Consider the following 18,660-nt stretch of genomic DNA (forward strand, 5'->3'; position numbering starts at 1 on the left):
CGACGAGATCGCCTTCCAGACCAACCTTCTGGCCCTGAACGCCGGCGTCGAAGCCGCCCGCGCCGGTGACGCCGGCAAGGGCTTCGCGGTCGTGGCCCAGGAAGTGCGGGCCCTGGCCCAGCGCTCGGCCGAAGCCGCCAAGGAGATCAAGACCCTGATCTCGACCTCGTCGCAGCAGGTCAATCAGGGCGTGTCGATGGTCGGCCAGACCGGCGAGGCCCTGCAGGCCATCGTCTCCAAGGTCGGCGAGATCGACGCCCTGGTCGGCGAGATCGCGGCCTCGGGCCAGGAGCAGGCCACCGGCCTCAACCAGGTCAACGCCGCCGTCAACCAGATGGACCAGACCGTCCAGCAGAACGCCGCCATGGTCGAGCAGTCGACCGCGGCCAGCCACTCGCTCAAGGGCGAAGCCAACGGCCTGATGCAGATGATCTCGCGCTTCCGCGTCGCCGGCGCCGAGGCCACCCGCGTCTCGGCCAGCGGCGGTTCGACCCGCCGCAGCGCCCCGCCGCCGATCTCGCGTCCGGCCGCCCGTCCCGCCCCCAAGGCCCCCGTGTCGCTGGCCGGCGCCGACAGCCGCCCGGGCGTCAACCCGGTCCGCTCGGCCCAGGCCAAGCTCGCGGCCTTCGCCTCGTCGGCCCCGGCCGCCAGCAGCGACGACTGGGAAGAATTCTGATCCCGACTTAGTGCGCGTACCGCCCCGCGTATCGGGGGCGTATCCTCCTCATGACTACCAACCCCGCCGGTGCGAACCGGCGGGGTTTTTGTTTGCCCGTCTTGAAGCCCTCAAAAACAAGAAAGCCCGTCATCCCGGCCGAAGCGCAGCGTAGAGCCGGGACCCAGGGGCCAAGCGCACCGCCGCTCAGCAGTTCAGGGTCTCATACAGATCCAGCCACAGCGGGTTCATTCGCTCGATCAGCTCCAGCTTCCAGGCCCGCCGCCAGCGCTTGATCAGCTTCTCGCGCTGGATGGCCGCGCCGATCTCGTCGTGCACCTCGTACCAGACGAGCCGCGTGACGCCGTATTTGCGGGTAAAGCCCGGCGCAAGCTTCTCGCGATGCTCCCAGACCCGACGCGACAGGTCGTTGGTGACGCCCACATAGAGCGTGCCATTGCGATCGCTCGCGAGGATGTAGACGTAGGAAACGCGCTCCATCTCGCCCTCGAATTCGAGAACAAAATAGAAACACTAGAGGGTCGCCAACGCAATGCCGGCGGCCCCTGGGTCCCGGCTCTTCGCTGCGCTTCGGCCGGGATGACGAGCTTTTTTGGTCGGAGAACTACTTCTTCCGGTTCACCACCATCCACCCGGATTCGACCAGGCGTCTCAATCTGAGCCTCCCCCCGCCGATCCTGTTGCGCGGCCAAAACGGTCGCGCAATTTAAGATTGATTGACCGGCCGTCACACGCCGGACGCACCGCGCCATCCATTGGGGGAACCACAAATGTCTACCGGAACGACAACCGACAACCTTTTCGCCGATATCGCCACCGTCCCCTACGTCCTGAACGACACCTGGAACGGCAACACCGCGATCGGGGTCTGGCAGTCCACGATCTCCGTCACCGGCAAGGCGGTGTCGGTCCAGCCGACGGGTCAGACCGACATCTACGACTACTTTTTGATCGAGCTGGTCGGCCAGAGCTCGCTGACCGTCAACAAGGGCAACCGCCCGCCCGTCGGCTACGGTCTCACGATCGACTTCAACACGCCCAACGAACCGCCGCCGCCCGTGGAACTCATCCTCAGTTCGCCCGACACGACGGTGACGACGACGACCTACAGCGACGCGCTCAGCTACAGCTTCAACGGAAGCATCGGCTTCTCGCCGTCGGGGCCCAGCGTCTCGATCGGCAGCAGCCAGACGATTTCCAACACGACCACCAGCTCGATCGCGAGCCTGGAGGTCCTCAACCTTTCGGGCGTGAGCGGCAGCGTCGCCGGCTCCTGGCAATACATCATCGCGGCGAAGTCGCTGGAGGCGGAGGGCGCGACACCCCTGCTGGGCCAGGTGCTGGTGCGCCGCCCCCATTCGGCGGCTCCGTTCCTGATCAACGTCGAGGTCGCCGTCTACTTCAGCAACAAGCACCTGCCCACGGGCCTGAACTGGAACGGCGTCAGCCAATTCATCGAGAGCTTCAGCGGCGGCCATCTTCCGCCGCTGGCCAAGGGCAACGCCCGCATCGCCATGCAACACACCCGCACGCTCGAGGCCCCGCCGCTGCCGCTTTCGGTCACCGCCGAGGCCGTCGGCTGAAAAAGAAAAAGCCCCGCCGTCTCCGGCGGGGCTTTCCGATCTTCGAACGGGGCGGGCCTGCCGGACCCGCCCTTTTCTTTAGGCCTGCCCAGTCTTAGGCTTGCATGGTCCAGCCTTCGACGCCCATGGCCGCCTGGCGCAGGGCTTCCGAGCGGGTCGGGTGCGGGTGGCAGGTGCGGGCGACGTCTTCCGACGAACCGCCGAACTCCATGGCCACGCAGATCTCGGCGATCATGTCGCCGACGTTGGGACCCACGGCGTGGGCGCCCAGGATGCGGTCGGTCTTGGCGTCGGCCAGCACCTTCACGAAGCCGTCGGTCTCGTGGTTGATCTTGGCGCGGCTGTTGGCCAGGAACGGGAACTTGCCAACCTTGTAGGCGACGCCCGCGGCCTTCAGCTCGTCTTCCGTCTTACCGACGGTGGCGACTTCCGGCTTGGTGTAGATGACGCCCGGGATGATGTCGTAGTTCACGTGGCCGGCCTTGCCCGCGATCAGCTCGATGCAGGCCACGGCCTCGTCCTCGGCCTTGTGGGCCAGCATCGGACCCGAGGTGACGTCGCCGATCACCCAGATCCCGTCGACGCCGGTCTTGTAGTGGTCGTTGGCGATCACGCCGCGCTTGTCCGGGGTGATGCCCACGGTTTCCAGGCCCAGGCCTTGGGTGAACGGGCGACGGCCGATGGCCACCAGCACGTAGTCGGCCTGCAGGGTCTCGGCGGGGCCGCCGGCGACCGGCTCGAGGGTCAGTTCGGCCTGCTTGCCCTTGTCGGCGGCGCCGGTGACCTTGGCGCCCAGCTTGAACTTGAAGCCCTGCTTGGTGAGGATCTTCTGGAAGGCGGTCGCCACTTCGGTGTCGGTGCCCGGGACGATGCGGTCCAGGTACTCGACGACGGTGACTTCGGCGCCGAGGCGACGCCACACCGAACCCAGCTCCAGGCCGATGACGCCGGCGCCGACCACGATCAGGCTCTTGGGCACGGCCGGCAGCGACAGGGCGCCCGTCGAGTCGACGATGCGGCCGGCGTTGTCGATGGTCACGCCCGGCAGCGGGGTGGGCTCGGAGCCCGTGGCGATGACGATGTTCTTGGTCTCGAGGACCTTTTCCGAACCGTCCTCGGCCTTCACGACGACCTTACCGGGCCCGTCGATGCGGCCCCAGCCCTTCACGTACTCGACCTTGTTCTTCTTCATGATGAACTCGACGCCCTTGGTCAGGGCTTCGACGCTCTCGGCCTTCTGGGCCATCATCTGGTCGAGGTTCAGCTTCGGCTTCACTTCGATGCCGAGCTTGGCGAACTCGCCGCCGGCGGCGGCTTCGTAGTATTCCGAGGCGTGCAGCAGGGCCTTGGAGGGCATGCAGCCGACGTTCAGGCAGGTGCCGCCCAGCTTGCCGCGACCTTCGACGATCGCGGTCTTCAGGCCCAGCTGGCCAGCGCGGGTCGCCGCGTTGTAGCCGCCGGGACCGCCCCCGATGATGACGACGTCGTATTGGGCCATGGGATCTTCGCCTTGGAGCAACGCGCCGGACCGGCGCCGGACAAAATATAGGGTCGGCAAGACGCGTTGGCAGGCCTTGCCGAGGCGGGGCTACTCCTAGTGCGGCGGGGGACAAAACGGAACCCGTTTTTCGTGCTTAGTCGTGATCCAATAAGGGAAATCCGGCTCGCCCGCCCAAGCCCTGCTCGCGCTTGAGGCGAACCCGAGCAAAGCCTTCGCCGGGCACGATCTTGCCGCGAGCCCACTTTTAGGCGGCGTCCTTGCCGACAGCTTGGCCTTGCTCTAGCCATTTCGGCCTCACCCGAGCGCGCCTGGCGAAACCCGGCCCGCTCCAGGCTCCGGAACACAGAGGCGACATTGCTCAGCACTTGGAAGTCGTGGACCGCGGGGGCGGCCCTCGCGATCGGAATGATGGCTGCTGGAACCTTGCCGGGATCGGCCCTGGCCGACGAGGCCAAGCCGGCCGACAAGACCCCCGCCGTCGAACTGCCCGCCTTCCCGGCCGACAAGTCGGTCAAGCAGACCACGGTCCTGGCCGGCAAGACCATCGCCTACACCGCCACCGTCGGCTCGCTGCCGGTGCGTGACGAGAAGGGCAAGAAGATCGCCGAGGTGGTGTTCACCGCCTACACCCTGGACGGCCCGCGCGATCCCAACCGCCCGGTGACCTTCGCCTTCAACGGCGGCCCCGGCGCGGCCTCGGTCTATCTGAACTTCGCCCTCGGTCCCAAGCGCGTGCAGTTCGGCGCCGAGGGCGACAGCCCGTCGGCCCCCACCCGCCTGCAGGACAATCCGGCCAGCTGGCTGGACTTCACCGATCTGGTCTTCATCGACGCCGTCGGCACCGGCTTCTCGCGCAGCCTGACCACGCCCGAAGAGACCAAGAAGCGCTTCTACGGCGTCAAGCAGGACATCGACTACCTGTCGCGCGTGGTCTTCGACTGGCTGGTCAAGAACGAGCGCCTGCCCTCGCCCAAGTACATCGTCGGCGAAAGCTACGGCGGCTTCCGCGGCCCGCGCCTGACCTACACCCTGCAGACCGACTACGGCGTCGGGATCAACGGCCTGGTCCTCGTGTCGCCGCTGCTGTCGAGCGCCGGCCGCACCGCCCAGGAGATCTCGCCCCTGCCGGCCATGTGGACCCTTCCGTCGATCGCCGCCGCCAAGCTGGAGCGTGACGGCAAGCTGACCCCGGCCGCCATCAAGGACGTCGAGGACTACACCCGCGGCGAATACATGGTCGACCTGATGAAGGGCTCCGACCCCGCCGCCCTGGATCGCCTGACCACCAAGGTCTCGGCCATGACCGGCCTTGATCCCACCTATGTGCGCCGCGCCGGCGGGCGGCTGGAGACCCAGTCGTTCCTGCGCGAGGTGTTCCGCCAGACCGGGCGCCTGGGCAGCCGCTACGACAGCAACGTCACCTCGCTGGATCCCTTCCCGTTCGCCCCCGAGCAGGAGACCAACGACCCGATCCTCGACTCGATCATCGCGCCCACCACCAGCGCCATCGTCGACTTCACCACCCGCACCGTCGGCTGGAAGGTCGAGAGCCGCTATGAGGCCCTGTCGGGCGACGTCAACCAGGCCTGGGACCGCGGTCGCGGCCCCGACACGGAGTCCGTCACCGACCTGCGCAAGTCGGTCTCGGTGGACCCGAAGCTGAAGGTGCTGATCGTCCACGGCTACAACGACCTGTCGTGCCCGTTCTTCGCCTCGCGCCTGGTGGTCGACGCCATGCCGGCCGCCGCCAACGGCCGGGTGACCCTGTCCAACTACCCCGGCGGCCACATGTTCTACAGCCGCCCCGACAGCGGGGCCGCCTTCCGCGCCGACGTCAAGAAGCTCTACGGCGCCAACTGAGGCGTCCTCGCTGAACGCGACATGGCGGCCGCCCCGTAGAGGGGCGCCCGCCCCTTTTCAGGGGGCCGTGACCACGTCCCAGCCGTGCAGCACCGCCTGGTTGCGCTGCGGATCCTGGAGAGCGGCCTCGGCGAACCGCGCGCCCGCGTCGCCCTGGGGGTCGGCCGCGCACAATCGCAACATCGCCTCGAAGAAGTCGCGGTGAGCCGCCTTGCGGCACAGGAACAGCTTGTTCTGGATATAGGCGAACGGAACCAGGCCGGCGCCCAGCGCCAGATAGGCGTTGATCGCCTGCCCGACGCCCAGCCGGCCGGGGTTGAGGAAATCGTCGCAGGCGACGACGCCGTAGTCGGCCAGAAGCCCGTCCGCGACCAGCAGGTCATGGGTGACGTCCTCGACCAGATGCGAGCCGTCGATGCTGATGAACCGCACCGGGCCGTCCAGCCGCGACGCCAGGCTCGCCACGCGGTGTTCGACCGAGCGGCCGCGCAGGAGATCAAAGCCGGTCTCCAGACCGACCGCGGCGAGATTCTCGCGGACGCTCGCCTCGTCGCCCCGGTCGAAGGGCTCCAGGCCCAGGGCCATCCCGCCGCGCTCGACGACCTCGCGCACCAGCACGGAAAAATATCGCCCGGCATGGACGCCGATCACCAGGACCGAGCCTTCGACGTCGCGGTCGGACTGCCAGCGCATCAGGTCGATGGTGCGCAGCGCGGCATAGTCGTTCAGCCCGCCGGGAATCCGCGCGCCGACGGCCGCCAGGAAGGCCCGATCGGCGTCGGGAGCGGCGTTCGGGGCTTCCGGCGGCGGGCCGCCCGGCGCGGCCGACCCGATCACGCGCAGAGGGGTCAGGGTCGGGACCCCGTTCCCCAGCATTCCGAACCAGCACTCGCGTTCGCTGACCATGTCCCATTCGATCAGGTATTCGCCGGCCTCGCCGGGAACGTGGAAGGCGCACAGGAAGGTCGTTTCGCCACCGGGCGGCGTGATGTCCAGGACGGGGGTGCGCTCGAGATCCCACACCACCACCTCGCCCGCGGCGTCACGCACGTGGGGGCTGAAGCTCAGCTCGGCGCCGCGCAGGCTCCACTCGGGGGCCCAGCTCAGGTCGCCGCTGTTGCGCACCTTGACGCGGGCGACAACCTGGCGCCCCGCCGCGACCTCGTCGGGGATGTCGACCTCGAGCACCTGCATGCCCCACCCCTTGCGCCGCGACGCCGCGGCGTCGCGCACCTCGGGATGGATCACGGCGCCGCCCGAGCGCCGCGGGTCATGGCCGGTCTCGACGAAGCCCTCCGCCGGGCGGCGGGGACCACCGATGGTGTCGGGATACTGGGCGTCGGCCGCGGCCACCGCCCCGGCGGCGCGGTAGCGCGCCAGCTTGCTCTGGCGCTCCTCCGGCGAGCACCAGACCGGTTCGAAATGCAGGATGGCGGCGCGCGGGTCGAAAAAGCCCGCGCCGAGCACGTGATAGCCGCTGTGGGGCCGGGCCGGCTTCCACACCAGGCTGCGGTCGTTGCGGAACAGGCGCATCTGCCAGTCAGGATGCCAGGGCAGCGAGAAGGCGAACTCGCAGGGCGCCTCGTTGACGATCCACTTGCGGGGAAACCAGAAGTGGGTGGCGCCCGGCCGCGCCATCAGCTCGGGCAGCAGCGTCGCGAAGGCCGCCTCCAGGCTCTCGTCGTCGTCCACCACCAGGATCCAGTCGCCGACCGCATAGTCGAAGATCATCATCCGGGCCGCGGCCATCTGGCCGTCGTGGCGGAAGGTGAAGACGTCGTCCGCCCAGCGCGCGGCGACCTGCGCGGTGTCGTCGGTCGAGTCCGCATCGACCCCGACCACGATCTGGTCGGCCAGCCAGGACAGTTGGGCCAACAGCCGCTCCAGGCGATTCGCCGAGTTCTTCGTGAGGATGCTGATGGTCAGCCGCGGGGCGCCGTTGAACCCCGCCGGCCGCTCGCGATCTGACAATTCACTGGACGCACTCAACTTTTCCGTCATCGATCCTCGTTCGCCGCACGCAGCGGATCCGTGATTCATTTTTTCCGGGCGGCCGGTCGTCTTCAATGCTCTATCAAGTTTCCGGCCGTCGCGAAGGACCAGTATCTTTTTTATGACCACTCTTTTCTGCGTAAGGCCGACCACGCCCAACATCGGCAATGACCTTATCAACAAGGCCACCACGGATCTTCTGTATTCCGTGTTCGGCGACGACGTCTCGATCGTCAATATTTCCGCGCTCGCGGCCGGAGGACGCGGCGGCCTCACGGCGGCGCAGGTCTATGACATGAACCGCTTCGCCGACGGCGTCGTCATCGGCGGCGGCAACCTGTTCGAGAACGGGCAGCTGAGCGTCGATCGCCACGCCCTGCGCTCCCTGCACGCGCCGATGATGCTGATCGGGGTCTCGCACGGCCGGATCTACGACGCGACCGGCGGCTGGACCCACCGCACCGATTCGATGTCCGAGCCGACCGCCCGTGAACTGGCGGCCAAGGCAGAGGTCGCCCTGGTCCGCGACGCCGGCTCGCACGCCATCCTCCAGGCCATGGGGATCGGCGACGTCGAGGTGGCCGGCTGCCCGACCACCTTCATGGCGCCCAACGCCGGGGACGTCGCCTGCGACGGCCGCGTCCTGCTGTCGGTGCGCCATCCCGCGCGCATGAGCGTGCCGCCCGCCCTGCAATGGCGCACGCCCCATGACATGCGCCGCCTGGTCGACGCCCTGCGCGCCATCCATGGCGACCGGGTGCACCTGGTGTGCCACGACTACCTGGACCTGGAATTCGCCGCCGGCTTTCCCGACGTGCCGCATCTCTATTTCGACGACGTCGAACGGTACGTGTCCGCCCTGCGGACCTGCCTGCTGAACGTCACCTATCGGCTGCACGCCTTCCTGCCGTGCCTGGCCTTCGGCGTGCACTCGATCCACCTGTCGTACGACGAACGCGGCAAGGCCATGGTCGACACCGCCGGCATGGGCGCCTGGGACATCGACCTGATGACCGAGACCGACCTCGTCGGCGCCGTGCTGGCGCGGGCCGCGGCTCCGGCCGAGTACCAGCGCCTGCGCGCCCAGGCCGCCGACGGCCTGGCGCGGATGCGCGACATCACCCTGGACGGACTGCGCCGCTTCGCCGGCGCGGTCGAGCGTCGCCGTTTCGACGCCAAACGGAGATAGCCCGCCATGGCGACTTCAACCGCTCCGCCGTCGCACCAGGTCCGTGGGTCCGACACCCTGCCGGGCCTGGACGTCCTGCACCACCGGGTGATCGAGGAGATCCTCGCCGCGATCTCCGACCTCAAGGGTCCCGAGGCCGCATCGCGCCTGGACGGCGACCTGGGCCGGCTGCACCTGGTGATCGACGCCGCCGACGTCGGCTTGGTCCGCGACCGGGTGCTCGAAGCCCTGCGCCAGGACCTGCTGCTGCTGGCGGTGCAGATCGGCCGCGAGGTGCTGGACTGGACGCAGGACTTCCACGTCGACGACTACCTGATCCTGCGGGTGAACTTCCCCTACGCGGTCGCGCGCCACGCCGCGGCGTCCGGCGAGAACCCGGGCATCGGCCGCGTCAGCCCGTCGATGCGGGCCGTCGCGGCCTCCCGGCGCGTGAAGGATCCGGTCTACGACCCCAAGAGCTACCACCGGGACCACCCGCCTCCCGCCTGGGCCCACGGCCCCCACCTCGACAGCTGGGCCGGCCATTCGCGCGACGGCTTCAATGTCTGGTGGGCCATCTCCGAGGTGCCCGCCGAAGCCGGCATGGTGCTGTACCCCGAGCTGGCCGGCGCCCCCTTGGCCTGCGACCGCCGCAGCCTCTATCTCAGCGCCGGCCATCGCCTGCCGCCCCCCACCTTCCTGCCGCTGGCGGCGGGGGAGATGCTGATCTTCGACCCCGAGATCCTGCACGGCACCCACCTCAACGTCACCGACAAGACCCGGGTGGCGATCTCGCTGCGCCTCAACGCCGCCAAGCCGACCTTCGACCCGGCCTCGTTCTACGCGCGCGAGTTCTGGCGGACGGCCGGCTCGATCGAACGCGGCGAGACCGATGCGGTGCTCCATCTCAAGCGCGAGGAGCACCTGTCGCCGGACGCCACGCCGCCGACGCCCGCGCCATCGCGACCCACGCCGCTCACGCCGCTGGCGGTCGACGGCGACACGGTGCGGATCGCCCTGGACCGCCCCCTGGCCGACGGCGAGCGGGTGGACATCGACCTGGGCGATCGACGGCTGCTGCTGCTGGGGACGGCCCAGGGCCTTCGCGCCACCGACGGGACCTGTCCGCACTACGGCCTCGATCTCGTCGACGGCGGCCAGGCCGGCGACCGGCTGCACTGCCCCGGCTGCGCCATCGCCTTCGACCTGCGCACCGGCCGCTCGCCCTGCGCCGACCTGACGCTGGGAACCCACCACGCCCGCCAGGCGGCCGGCGAGGTGGTGATCACCCTGGACCGCGCGCCTGATCCCTAGCGCGCCAGTCGCCCGTCGCTCAGGGCCGCGGGCTCGAAACGGAAGATCACCTCCGGATCGGGCTCGGGCACGCCCTTGAGGATCTTCTTGCCCGCCGCCCCGGCGGGCGCGGCGGTGTGCAGCAGCCAGCGGATGACGTTCAGCCGGGCGGCCTTCTTGTGGTCGGCCTTCACGCAGACCCAGGGGGCCGTCTCGGTGTGGGTGCGCACCAGCATGTCGTCGCGGGCGGCGGTGTAGTCGTCCCACTTCTCCTGGGCGACGGCGTCCAGCGAGCTGGTCTTGAAGGCCTTCAGCGGATCGTCGCGGCGGGCCTTCAGCCGTTCGGCTTGCGTCTCCTTGTCGATATCCAGCCAGAACTTCGAAAAGCGCATGCCGCTCTCGACCAGCATGGTCTCGAAGGCCGGCACGTCCCGCAGGAACTGGGCCTGCTGCTCGGGCGTGGAGAAGCTCATCACCTTCTCCACCCCGGCGCGGTTGTACCAGGAGCGGTTGAAGATCACCGCCTCGCCGCAGGCCGGCAGCCATTCCACATAGCGCTGGAAGTACCACTCGCTGCGCTGGCGCTCTGTCGGCGCGGGCAGGGCCACGACCGTCGTCTGCCGGCGGTGCAGGTGTTCGGTGATGCGGGCGATCGTGCCGTCCTTGCCGGCGGCGTCGCGCCCCTCGAAGATCGCCAGCAGCTTCCAGCCCTTGTCGATGGCGTGCTTCTGGAGGGCGATCAGCGCGATCTGCAGGTCGCGCAGCTCTTCGTCGTAGTCGCGGGACTTGGTCATATGTGGAGCCTACCCCCTGAATGAGAACCTGCGCTAGAAGGAGCGCATGATCCGCCTCTTCGTGCCCCAGCCGCTGTCCAAGGACGCCGGAATCGCTCCGACCCAGGAGCAGTCGCGCTATCTCGTCTCGGTGATGCGCCTGTCGGTCGGCGACGAGATCCTGGTGTTCAACGGGACCGACGGCGAGTGGCGCGCCAGCCTGGTCGAGGCCGGCAAGCGCGGCTGCCTGCTGAAGGCCGAGGAACAGACGCGGGAGCAGGTCGTCACGCCCGACCTCGATCTGGTCGTCGCCATGGTCAAGCGCGGCCGGGTCGAGACCATCGTCGAGAAGGCCGCCGAACTGGGCGCCCGCCGCGTGCGGCTGACCATCACCCGCCGCACCAATGTCGACTACATGAAGCTCGGCCGCCTGGACGCCATCGCCATGGAGGCCGCCGAGCAGACCGGCCGCCTCGACGTGCCGGCGATCCTGGATCCCGAGAAGCTCGACAAGATCCTCGACGGCTGGGACGAGACCCGGCGCCTGGTGTTCTGCGACGAGGGCGGCGATGCGAAACCCGCCATCGAGGCGCTGGCCGGCACGGGCGCTCCCGCCGCGATCCTGATCGGCCCCGAAGGCGGCTTCGCCCCCGAGGAGCGCGAACGCCTGCGCTCGCTGCCGTTCGTCGTTCCGGTGTCGCTGGGTCCGCGCATCCTGCGGGCCGACACGGCCGCGATCAGCGCCATGACGCTGTGGCAGGCCGCGGCGGGGGACTGGCGCTAGAAGACCCCCTACAGCCCGCACTCGGCCTTGATCGCCGCCGCGTCCTTGGCGCCCTGGGCCGACGGCGCGCCAAGGTCCTCGTACTCCTGGAACGTCACGCTGGACTGGCCGCCGGCGACCCGCTTCTCGACCGTCCGGCCGTAGCCCTGGATCCTCAGCCGGACGGCTGAATAGAGCGCGGGGCCATAGGACGCGTCCGGATCGGGCCCGTAGAGATCGACGAAGTCGCCGCCGCTGCCGCTGGCGCGGACGAACTGGTTGGCCTTGCCGAGCATCGCCGTGGAGGTGCGGGCGGGGCCGTAGCCCAGCCGCGCGATCGCCGCCTTGGCGCAGGCCAGCTTCCTGCCCTCGGCCTCGGCGATCCTGGTGAGTTCCTGGTTGGCCGGCAGCGAGCCGTGATTGTCGGCCCGGAACAGATAATCGACGCCCCGGTCGCGATCACGCGGCAGGCCCTGGCCGTTCAGATAGCGCAGGCCGATCCGGTACTCGGCGTCCAGATGACCGCCGTCCGCCGCCTGCTGGTAATAGGCCAGCGCCTTGGCGTCGTCCTTGGCGACGTCGCCGCCCTGCTCGTAGGCGCGGCCGAGGAAATAGGCGATCAGCACGTTGCCGGCCTTGGCCGCCAGCTCCATCTGCCGGAAGGCCTCGGGCTTGTCGCCGGCCTGGGCCGCCGCCTGGGCGGCGGCGATGTGGTCCGCGCCCGGGGACGGCGTCTGGGCCAGCGCCGGCGTCGCGGCGGCGAGCAGCAGCCCGGCGAAAAGCAGTGATGCGAACTTCATGTCTTCCCCGTCCGCCGCGTTCATCCGGCGTGTTTCGCCGCGATCCTAGCCGCGCCGCCGCCGAAGAGAATGATGATTTTTTAGTCCTCCCCCGCTTGCGGGGGAGGGGGACCACGCAGTGGTGGAGGGGGCGAGACTGGGCTCGGCGCTCCGTCCCTCGCCCCCTCCGTCACGCCGCGTATCCGCGGCGCGCCACCTCCCCCGCTGCGCGAGGGAGGACTAGACCGAACGGTAACGCTAATTGTAGCGGACCCTCTTGAGGTCGGCTAAGACGGCTCCCAACTGCGCTCCACGCGTTTCGTGGCGGTCGGGGGGAACGGGCCCCTCCCCTCCTGTGGCGTTCGATTTTAGGGGAGACGGCGATGGCCGACACCGCCAGCCTGGATCAGCGCCCGCTGACCCTCGAAGACCTGACCGCCTATTTCGCCAAGGGCAACAAGCCCAAGTCCGCCTTCCGCGTCGGCGCCGAGCACGAGAAGTTCGGCTTCCATCTCGGCAGCCACACGCCCGTGCCCTACGAGGGCGAAAAAGGCGTGCACGCCCTGCTGGTCGGCCTGCAGCGCTTCGGCTGGACGCCGGTGATGGAAGGCGATGTGATCATCGGCCTCGAGCGCAACGGCGCCAATGTCAGCCTGGAGCCGGGCGGTCAGTTCGAGCTGTCGGGCGCGCCGCTGCTGACCATGCACGACATCTGCGAGGAGACCGGCGGCCACCTCGACGAGGTCAAGACCGTCGCCGACGAGCTGGGCCTGGGCTTCCTGGGGGTCGGCTTCTCGCCGCAGTGGAAGCGCGAAGAGGTGCCGGTCATGCCCAAGGGCCGGTACGTCATCATGCGCAACTACATGCCCAAGGTCGGGGGCCTGGGCCTCGACATGATGCTGCGCACCTGCACCGTGCAGGCCAATCTCGACTTCGAGAGCGAAGCCGACATGGTCGCCAAGTTCCGCATGAGCCTGGCCCTGCAGCCGATCGCCACGGCCCTGTTCGCCAATTCTCCGTTCACGGAAGGCAAGCCGAACGGCTTCCTGTCGGCCCGCGCCAACGTCTGGACCGACACCGATCCCAACCGCACGGGCCTGCTGGACTTCGTGTTCCAGGACGGCTTCGGCTTCGAGCGCTACGCCAAGTACCTGCTCGACGTGCCGATGTACTTCGCCAAGCGCGGCGACCGCTATATCGACCTGGCTGGCCGATCCTTCCGCGACTTCATCGACGGCAAGATCGACGAGGTCGGCGGCGAGCGGGCCACGATCAAGGACTGGGCCGACCACGCCACCACCGCCTTCCCCGAAGTGCGCCTGAAGACCTACCTGGAAATGCGCGGCGCCGACGCGGGTCCGTGGAGCCGCCTGTGCGCCCTGCCCGCCCTGTGGACCGGGGTGTTCTACGACGACGCAGCCCTCGCGGCCGCCTGGGACCTGGCCAAGGACTGGACCGTCGAGGACCGCGAAGGCCTGCGCCGCGACGTGCCGACCCTGGGCCTGAAGGCCAAGGTCGCCGGCCGCACCGTCCAGGACGTCGCCAAGGATTTCGTCGCCATCGCCAAGCAGGGCCTGAAGGCCCGCGCCCAGCTGAACGGCGGCTTCCTCGACGAGACGATCTATCTGGGCGAACTGGAAGAGATCGCCGACAGCGGGATCACCCCGGCCGAACGCCTGCTGGAGAAGTTCCACGGCGAGTGGCAGGGCGACATCGGCCGACTGTTCACCGACGGGGCTTACTAAGAAACGCTCCCCCTGAAGGGGGAGCTGTCGCGGAGCGACTGAGGGGGAAGTGATCGCGGCGGCTCAGCAGCCGCTTCCCCCTCCGGCCCTTCGGGCCACCTCCCCCTTCAGGGGGAGGGTCTTATCGCAACATCCCCCAGGCGATCGCCGCCTGGCCGCCGATGTAGAGGAACCACACGGCCCAGGCCGTGAGCCTCGCCGAGCCGAAGAGCTTGGCCCCCTTGAAGAGGTCGAAGGCCAGGATCGCGTCCGAGGCCATGAAGGCCACCGCCCCCGCCGTCGCCGGCCAGCGCATGGTCGGCAGGGCCGCGGCGCTGACCACCATGGCCAGGATCGCCGCCACATAGGCCAGCACCGCCGGCCGCAGCGGTCCCAGCGAGCCCCACAGCCGCCGCAGCATCACCGCGCCCACCAGGGCGGCGACCGGCGCGATGACGAAGAAGGCCTGGCTGGGCGTCGTGCGCTCGCGCCAGAACACGATCACATAGACGACGTGCCCAGCCAGGAAGGCCGCCAGGCCGTAGGGCAGCCAGCGCTTGGGATCGCCGGCCAGGAACACGTCGCCCAGGGCGCACAGGGTCAGGGCCACGGCCAGCAGCACCGTGCCGCCTTCCAGATAGGCCAGCACCGCCAGGGCGCCGGTCGCGGCGGCCTTGACCACGGTGCGCACGAACGACGGAGGGCGTTCGACCAGCACGAAACCATAAGCGAGAGCGCAGACCCCGCAGATCGCCCACAGCAGCGTGTCAGTCATCCGACGACAGCTTGGAAAGGAAGGCCTGGGCGGCGTCCTTGTGGCGGGGCTTGAGGTTCTTGCCGACGATGGCCAGCACGGCGGCGATCACGGCCGCATCGTCGGTGAAGCCGATGGCCGGCAGCAGGTCGGGAATGGCGTCGGTCGGCAGCACGAAATAGGCCAGGGCCGCGAACATCATGCCCTTGGCCGCGGCCGGCGTTTCCGGGTCGCGAGCGCACCACCACACCGACAGGGCGTCGGCGGCGAACGGCACCTTGGCGGCCACGCGGCGCATCTTCGGCCAGAAGCCGCGCGCCACCCGCTGCTCGTTGACCCGCACCGTGGCCGGCACGAGCGCCTTCCTCGGATCCAGCACGTCGTCGGGCGTGACGCCGCCGTTGACGTCGGGGGATGGTTTGGCGTCGGCGCTCATGGGGTTAAACCGCTCCTCAACACAACGATTAAACGCAACCCCAGGGGAAACGTCCATGAAACTCGACAACACCGTCGCCGCCGTCGTCACCGGGGGCGCCTCGGGTCTCGGCGAAGCCACCGCCCGCGCCCTGGCCGCCCAGGGGGTGAAGGTCGCCATCTTCGACATGAACGAGGCCCGCGGCGAGGAAGTCGCCAAGGAGATCGGCGGCGTCTACTGCAAGGTCAACGTCACCAGCGACGCCGACGTCGACGCCGGTTTCGAAAAGGCCCGCGCCGCCCACGGCCAGGAGCGGATCCTGGTCAACTGCGCCGGCGTCGGCAACGCCGCCAAGACCGCCAGCCGCGACAAGGCCACCGGCGAGACCAAGCACTTCCCGCTCGATATCTTCGACCGGGTGATCCAGATCAATCTGGTCGGCACCTTCCGCTGCATCGCCAAGTCGGCCAAGGGCATGCTCGACCTGGAGCCCCTGGAAGACGGCGAACGCGGCGCCATCGTCAACACCGCCAGCGTCGCCGGCGAGGACGGCCAGATCGGCCAGGCCGCCTATTCGGCCAGCAAGGGCGGCGTCATCGGCATGACCCTGCCGATCGCCCGCGACCTGATGAACGACGGCATCCGCGTCAACACCATCCTGCCGGGCATCTTCAACACCCCGCTGATGAACGCCGCCCCCGACAACGTCAAAGCCGCCCTGGCCGCCTCGGTGCCCTTCCCCAAGCGCCTGGGGAATCCTGCCGAATACGCCCAGCTGGCCCTGACCATGATCACCTGCGGCTACTTCAACGGCGAAGACGTCCGCCTCGACGGCGGCATCCGCATGGCCCCGCGCTAGCACCATCCCTCTCCCCTTGCGGGAGAGGGTGGCCCCACAAAGTGGGGTCGGGTGAGGGGTCTCTCAACGTCAAACGCCGCGACAGCCGATCAGCTGTCGCGGCGTTTTTCGTCTCAGATCCTCCCCCTGAAGGGGGAGGTGGCCCGGAGGGCCGGAGGGGGAAGTCGCCGCTGAATCTCAGCAGACCCTCCCCCCTCAGTCGCTTCGCGACAGCTCCCCTCCAGGGGGAGCATCTTTCAATCGACTACTTCTTCACCCAGCCGCCGCCGAGCGGCTTCCAGTATTGCCCCGGCGCCAGGCGAGCGTAGAGCTGCTTGGCGGTGGCCTGGCCGGCGGCGTCGGCGGTGACGCCGGTCTTGGCGGCGGTGTCCTTGTAGACGGCCGCGCGGCCGGTGTTGATCTCGGCCACGGCGGCGCGCAGGTCGGCGTCGCCGCCCGACACGATGCCCAGGAAGCCGTCGGCCTGCTCGCCGATCGTGCCGGCGGCCTTGCCGGCGTCCACGGCGGCCTTGGCGGCGGCCGACTGGGCCAGAACGGGCGCGGCGACCGCGCCCATGGCGGCCGCGATGGCCAGGACCGTCATCGTCTTGCGGATCATGGCGGTTCCTCCTCTTAGAACAGGTTCGGGTTCTGCTGGATCAGCGTCTGGACTTCCTTGTCCAGCCGCACCCGCACGTCGGCGTCCAGCTTGGCGTAGATGTTGATCGGATCGACCTTCACGCGGACGGTCGGGGTGCAGGCCGCAAGGCCTCCCGCCGCCAGCAGGGTCGCGATCAGGACGCGCTTGTGCATGGCTTAGTCTCCAGTTCGGGGTTCACGTTGCGCGGTCACGGCTGAACCGGCGCTGAACGGCCCAAGTCTTTCATTCCTTGGAATGAAAGACGGTTTCTTTGCAGTCGAGCGCGTTAGCCGGCGAAACCGCATACACTTTCGCCTAACGCGCTCGGTCTTCGGTCTCTTCGGCGAAACGACGGCCCCAGGCGGCCAGAAGCTCGTCGAAATTGAGCGAGGTGTCGAGCGTCAGGTCCACCGGCGTCTTGGCCGGCAGGGGGATCCGCCGCTGGAAGGCCTTGCCGCGGATCAGCTCCAGGATCCCGACCTTGGCCTTCTCGGCGACCTTCGGATCGTGTTCGCCCTTGATGTGGAACAGCAGCGACAGGCGGCCGTTCGGCGTCGAATTGACCCCGGCCTCCATCGTGTCGAACGCCAGGTTCTCCATGGCCTGGTAGGCGAAGTCCTGGATGGCGTTGACCGGCTGCTGCGCCACGGCGGCGTTGTTCGGATTGCCCGGGCTGTCGTTCTCGGCCTGGCTGGCGGTCTGGTTGGCCTCGACGCCGGTCAGGGCCTCGCGGGCGATCGAGATGCGGCCGGGCTTGATGGCGTTCAGCTTGCCGTCCAGCAGCTTGAAGCCCTTGTCGCTGAACTGGAACGGCAGGCGGCCCGAGACCACCGCGTCCAGCTTGACCTTGTCGGCCAGGGTCGAGCCGGCGGTCAGTTCGCCCAAGTCCAGGCCGTCGATGACGATGACGCCGCTGATCGCCTTGCCGTCCAGCGGCACGTCGATCGGCTCGATCGAGATCTTGCCCTTGGCCGCCGTCAGCGACGCCTCCGACACCTTCAGCGAGGTGGCGCCCAGGGTGAAGACCGCGCCCACCGCCTCCAGCGGCACGATCGAGTCGATGCGGGTGATCGCCAGCTTCTGGTCCGGCGCGCTGGTCAGCGGCGCCAGGCTGTCGAATTTCACGTCGCCGTTCAGGGTGGCCACGAAGCCCAGCGGGCTGGCGCGGAAGTCGAGGCCCTGGGTCGAGACCTCGCCGCTGCTGGTCACGCCCTTGTCGGTCCAGTCGAAACGGCCCTTGAAGCTGGCCTTGCCCTCGGCCTCGCTGGCGAAGGCGGCCATCGGGCTGACGGCCACCGGCTGCAGACCCTGCTGCTTGCTGAAGACGATGTTCGAGGCGTCGATGATCGCCGAGCCGCGACCGCTCTCGACGCCATGACGAATGTCGATGCGGCCCAGGGCGAAGCCGCTGGCCGTGCCGAAATCGACGCCGCCGCTCCACACGCCCGAGGCCAGGGCCAGCCGTCCCGTCGCCTTGACCGGCTCGAACCGCTTGGCCGAGGCCGCGTCGACCAGCCGGCCTTGGGTCAGCCGCACCTCGGCGCGGTCGAAGCCCTGACCGCCGCCGACGAAGGTCCCGGCCACGTCCTCGGCCTTGGCTTCGGCGGCGGAGATCGTTCCGCGTCCGTTGGCGAACCGCGCCTGGGCCTCCCAGCGGCCGCCGGCCACCCGCACCAGGGGGGCTGCGACCGGGCAGACGTCCAGGGCGATGTCCTGGATCGGCCGCTCGCCGGCCTCGCCCGCCTCGATGGCCGCCACGGTCACCGGCGTGCAGCCCGCCAGGCGCACGTCCAGCACCCCGCCGGCGAAGCGGGCCTGGCCCTTGGCGTCGAGCTTGATGCCCTCGGCTGGCGGCACGTCGAGCGTGCCGGCCAGGGTCACGGGCGAGGCGAAGCCGCTCG

General features: G+C 69.0%; 18 protein-coding genes. 8 read left to right on the top strand and 10 right to left on the bottom strand.

Annotated features, from left to right (window positions below):
* The coding region (locus tag DMC18_RS00895) for a methyl-accepting chemotaxis protein (protein ID WP_233248026.1) at nt 1-676 on the top strand (676 nt) is incomplete at its 5' end.
* A gap of 186 nt (nt 677-862) precedes the next feature.
* Here DMC18_RS00895 and DMC18_RS00900 read toward each other — a convergent pair.
* On the bottom strand, nt 863-1,156 hold the full coding sequence (locus tag DMC18_RS00900; RefSeq protein WP_110120753.1) for a GIY-YIG nuclease family protein: 294 nt from the start codon (nt 1,154-1,156) through the stop codon (nt 863-865).
* 290 nt (nt 1,157-1,446) lie between these two features.
* On the opposite strand from DMC18_RS00900, the gene DMC18_RS00905 reads away from it, so the two are divergent.
* Nucleotides 1,447-2,259 carry a hypothetical protein gene (locus DMC18_RS00905; protein ID WP_110120754.1) on the top strand — a complete coding sequence of 271 codons (813 nt, stop codon included), beginning with the start codon at nt 1,447-1,449 and terminating at the stop codon, nt 2,257-2,259.
* Between the two features lie 94 nt (nt 2,260-2,353).
* Here DMC18_RS00905 and lpdA read toward each other — a convergent pair whose 3' ends face one another.
* Nucleotides 2,354-3,757 carry a dihydrolipoyl dehydrogenase gene (gene lpdA, locus DMC18_RS00910; protein ID WP_110120755.1) on the bottom strand — a complete coding sequence of 468 codons (1,404 nt, stop codon included), beginning with the start codon at nt 3,755-3,757 and terminating at the stop codon, nt 2,354-2,356.
* Between the two features lie 411 nt (nt 3,758-4,168).
* On the opposite strand from lpdA, the gene DMC18_RS00915 reads away from it, so the two are divergent.
* Complete coding sequence (locus DMC18_RS00915; protein WP_370444034.1) at nt 4,169-5,620, top strand: S10 family peptidase; 1,452 nt, start codon at nt 4,169-4,171, stop codon at nt 5,618-5,620.
* Nucleotides 5,621-5,677: 57 nt separating this feature from the next.
* Here DMC18_RS00915 and DMC18_RS00920 read toward each other — a convergent pair whose 3' ends face one another.
* Nucleotides 5,678-7,774 carry a class I SAM-dependent methyltransferase gene (locus DMC18_RS00920; protein WP_110120757.1) on the bottom strand — a complete coding sequence of 699 codons (2,097 nt, stop codon included), beginning with the start codon at nt 7,772-7,774 and terminating at the stop codon, nt 5,678-5,680.
* Here DMC18_RS00920 and DMC18_RS00925 point away from each other — a divergent pair.
* Nucleotides 7,734-8,801, top strand: coding sequence for a polysaccharide pyruvyl transferase family protein (locus DMC18_RS00925; protein WP_110120758.1), 1,068 nt, complete (start codon nt 7,734-7,736; stop codon nt 8,799-8,801). The two genes, DMC18_RS00920 and DMC18_RS00925, sit on opposite strands and share 41 nt — an antisense overlap.
* Before the next feature lie 6 nt (nt 8,802-8,807).
* Entirely contained in the window at nt 8,808-10,094 is a 1,287-nt protein-coding gene (locus DMC18_RS00930; protein WP_110120759.1) for a Rieske 2Fe-2S domain-containing protein, read from the top strand.
* Here the strand turns inward: DMC18_RS00930 and ppk2 are convergent.
* Nucleotides 10,091-10,867, bottom strand: coding sequence for a polyphosphate kinase 2 (gene ppk2 / locus DMC18_RS00935; protein WP_110120760.1), 777 nt, complete (start codon nt 10,865-10,867; stop codon nt 10,091-10,093). The two genes, DMC18_RS00930 and ppk2, sit on opposite strands and share 4 nt — an antisense overlap.
* A 46-nt stretch (nt 10,868-10,913) precedes the next feature.
* Here ppk2 and DMC18_RS00940 point away from each other — a divergent pair, with 46 nt between their 5' ends.
* Nucleotides 10,914-11,630 (top strand): 16S rRNA (uracil(1498)-N(3))-methyltransferase, encoded by a 717-nt coding sequence (locus DMC18_RS00940; RefSeq protein WP_110120761.1) that lies wholly within the window; start codon nt 10,914-10,916, stop codon nt 11,628-11,630.
* Nucleotides 11,631-11,638: 8 nt separating this feature from the next.
* Here DMC18_RS00940 and DMC18_RS00945 read toward each other — a convergent pair whose 3' ends face one another.
* A complete protein-coding gene (locus tag DMC18_RS00945; protein WP_146217936.1) occupies nt 11,639-12,409 on the bottom strand; it encodes a tetratricopeptide repeat protein in 771 nt (256 codons plus the stop codon).
* A 362-nt stretch (nt 12,410-12,771) separates the two neighbouring features.
* On the opposite strand from DMC18_RS00945, the gene DMC18_RS00950 reads away from it, so the two are divergent.
* Entirely contained in the window at nt 12,772-14,133 is a 1,362-nt protein-coding gene (locus DMC18_RS00950) for a glutamate--cysteine ligase (protein ID WP_110120763.1), read from the top strand.
* Nucleotides 14,134-14,254: 121 nt separating this feature from the next.
* Here the strand turns inward: DMC18_RS00950 and DMC18_RS00955 are convergent, their stop codons facing one another.
* Both DMC18_RS00955 and DMC18_RS00960 read right to left on the bottom strand, forming a co-directional pair.
* Nucleotides 14,255-14,887 (bottom strand): lysoplasmalogenase, encoded by a 633-nt coding sequence (locus DMC18_RS00955; protein WP_110120764.1) that lies wholly within the window; start codon nt 14,885-14,887, stop codon nt 14,255-14,257.
* Nucleotides 14,880-15,302, bottom strand: coding sequence for a YkvA family protein (locus tag DMC18_RS00960; RefSeq protein ID WP_110120765.1), 423 nt, complete (start codon nt 15,300-15,302; stop codon nt 14,880-14,882). The genes DMC18_RS00955 and DMC18_RS00960 overlap by 8 nt, the downstream gene beginning before the upstream one ends.
* A gap of 55 nt (nt 15,303-15,357) precedes the next feature.
* Here DMC18_RS00960 and DMC18_RS00965 point away from each other — a divergent pair, with 55 nt between their 5' ends.
* Entirely contained in the window at nt 15,358-16,140 is a 783-nt protein-coding gene (locus tag DMC18_RS00965; protein WP_110120766.1) for an SDR family NAD(P)-dependent oxidoreductase, read from the top strand.
* Between the two features lie 244 nt (nt 16,141-16,384).
* Here DMC18_RS00965 and DMC18_RS00970 read toward each other — a convergent pair whose 3' ends face one another.
* The 3 genes from DMC18_RS00970 to DMC18_RS00980 form a co-directional block, all read right to left on the bottom strand.
* Nucleotides 16,385-16,738 (bottom strand): YdbL family protein, encoded by a 354-nt coding sequence (locus DMC18_RS00970; RefSeq protein ID WP_110120767.1) that lies wholly within the window; start codon nt 16,736-16,738, stop codon nt 16,385-16,387.
* 14 nt (nt 16,739-16,752) lie between these two features.
* Complete coding sequence (locus DMC18_RS00975) at nt 16,753-16,932, bottom strand: YnbE family lipoprotein (RefSeq protein ID WP_058349385.1); 180 nt, start codon at nt 16,930-16,932, stop codon at nt 16,753-16,755.
* Nucleotides 16,933-17,074: 142 nt separating this feature from the next.
* A partial coding sequence (locus DMC18_RS00980; RefSeq protein WP_199232523.1) for a YdbH domain-containing protein occupies nt 17,075-18,660 on the bottom strand: 1,586 nt, incomplete at its 5' end.

The sequence above is a fragment of the Caulobacter sp. D5 genome (genome assembly GCF_003185805.1).
Taxonomy (GTDB): Bacteria; Pseudomonadota; Alphaproteobacteria; order Caulobacterales; family Caulobacteraceae; genus Caulobacter.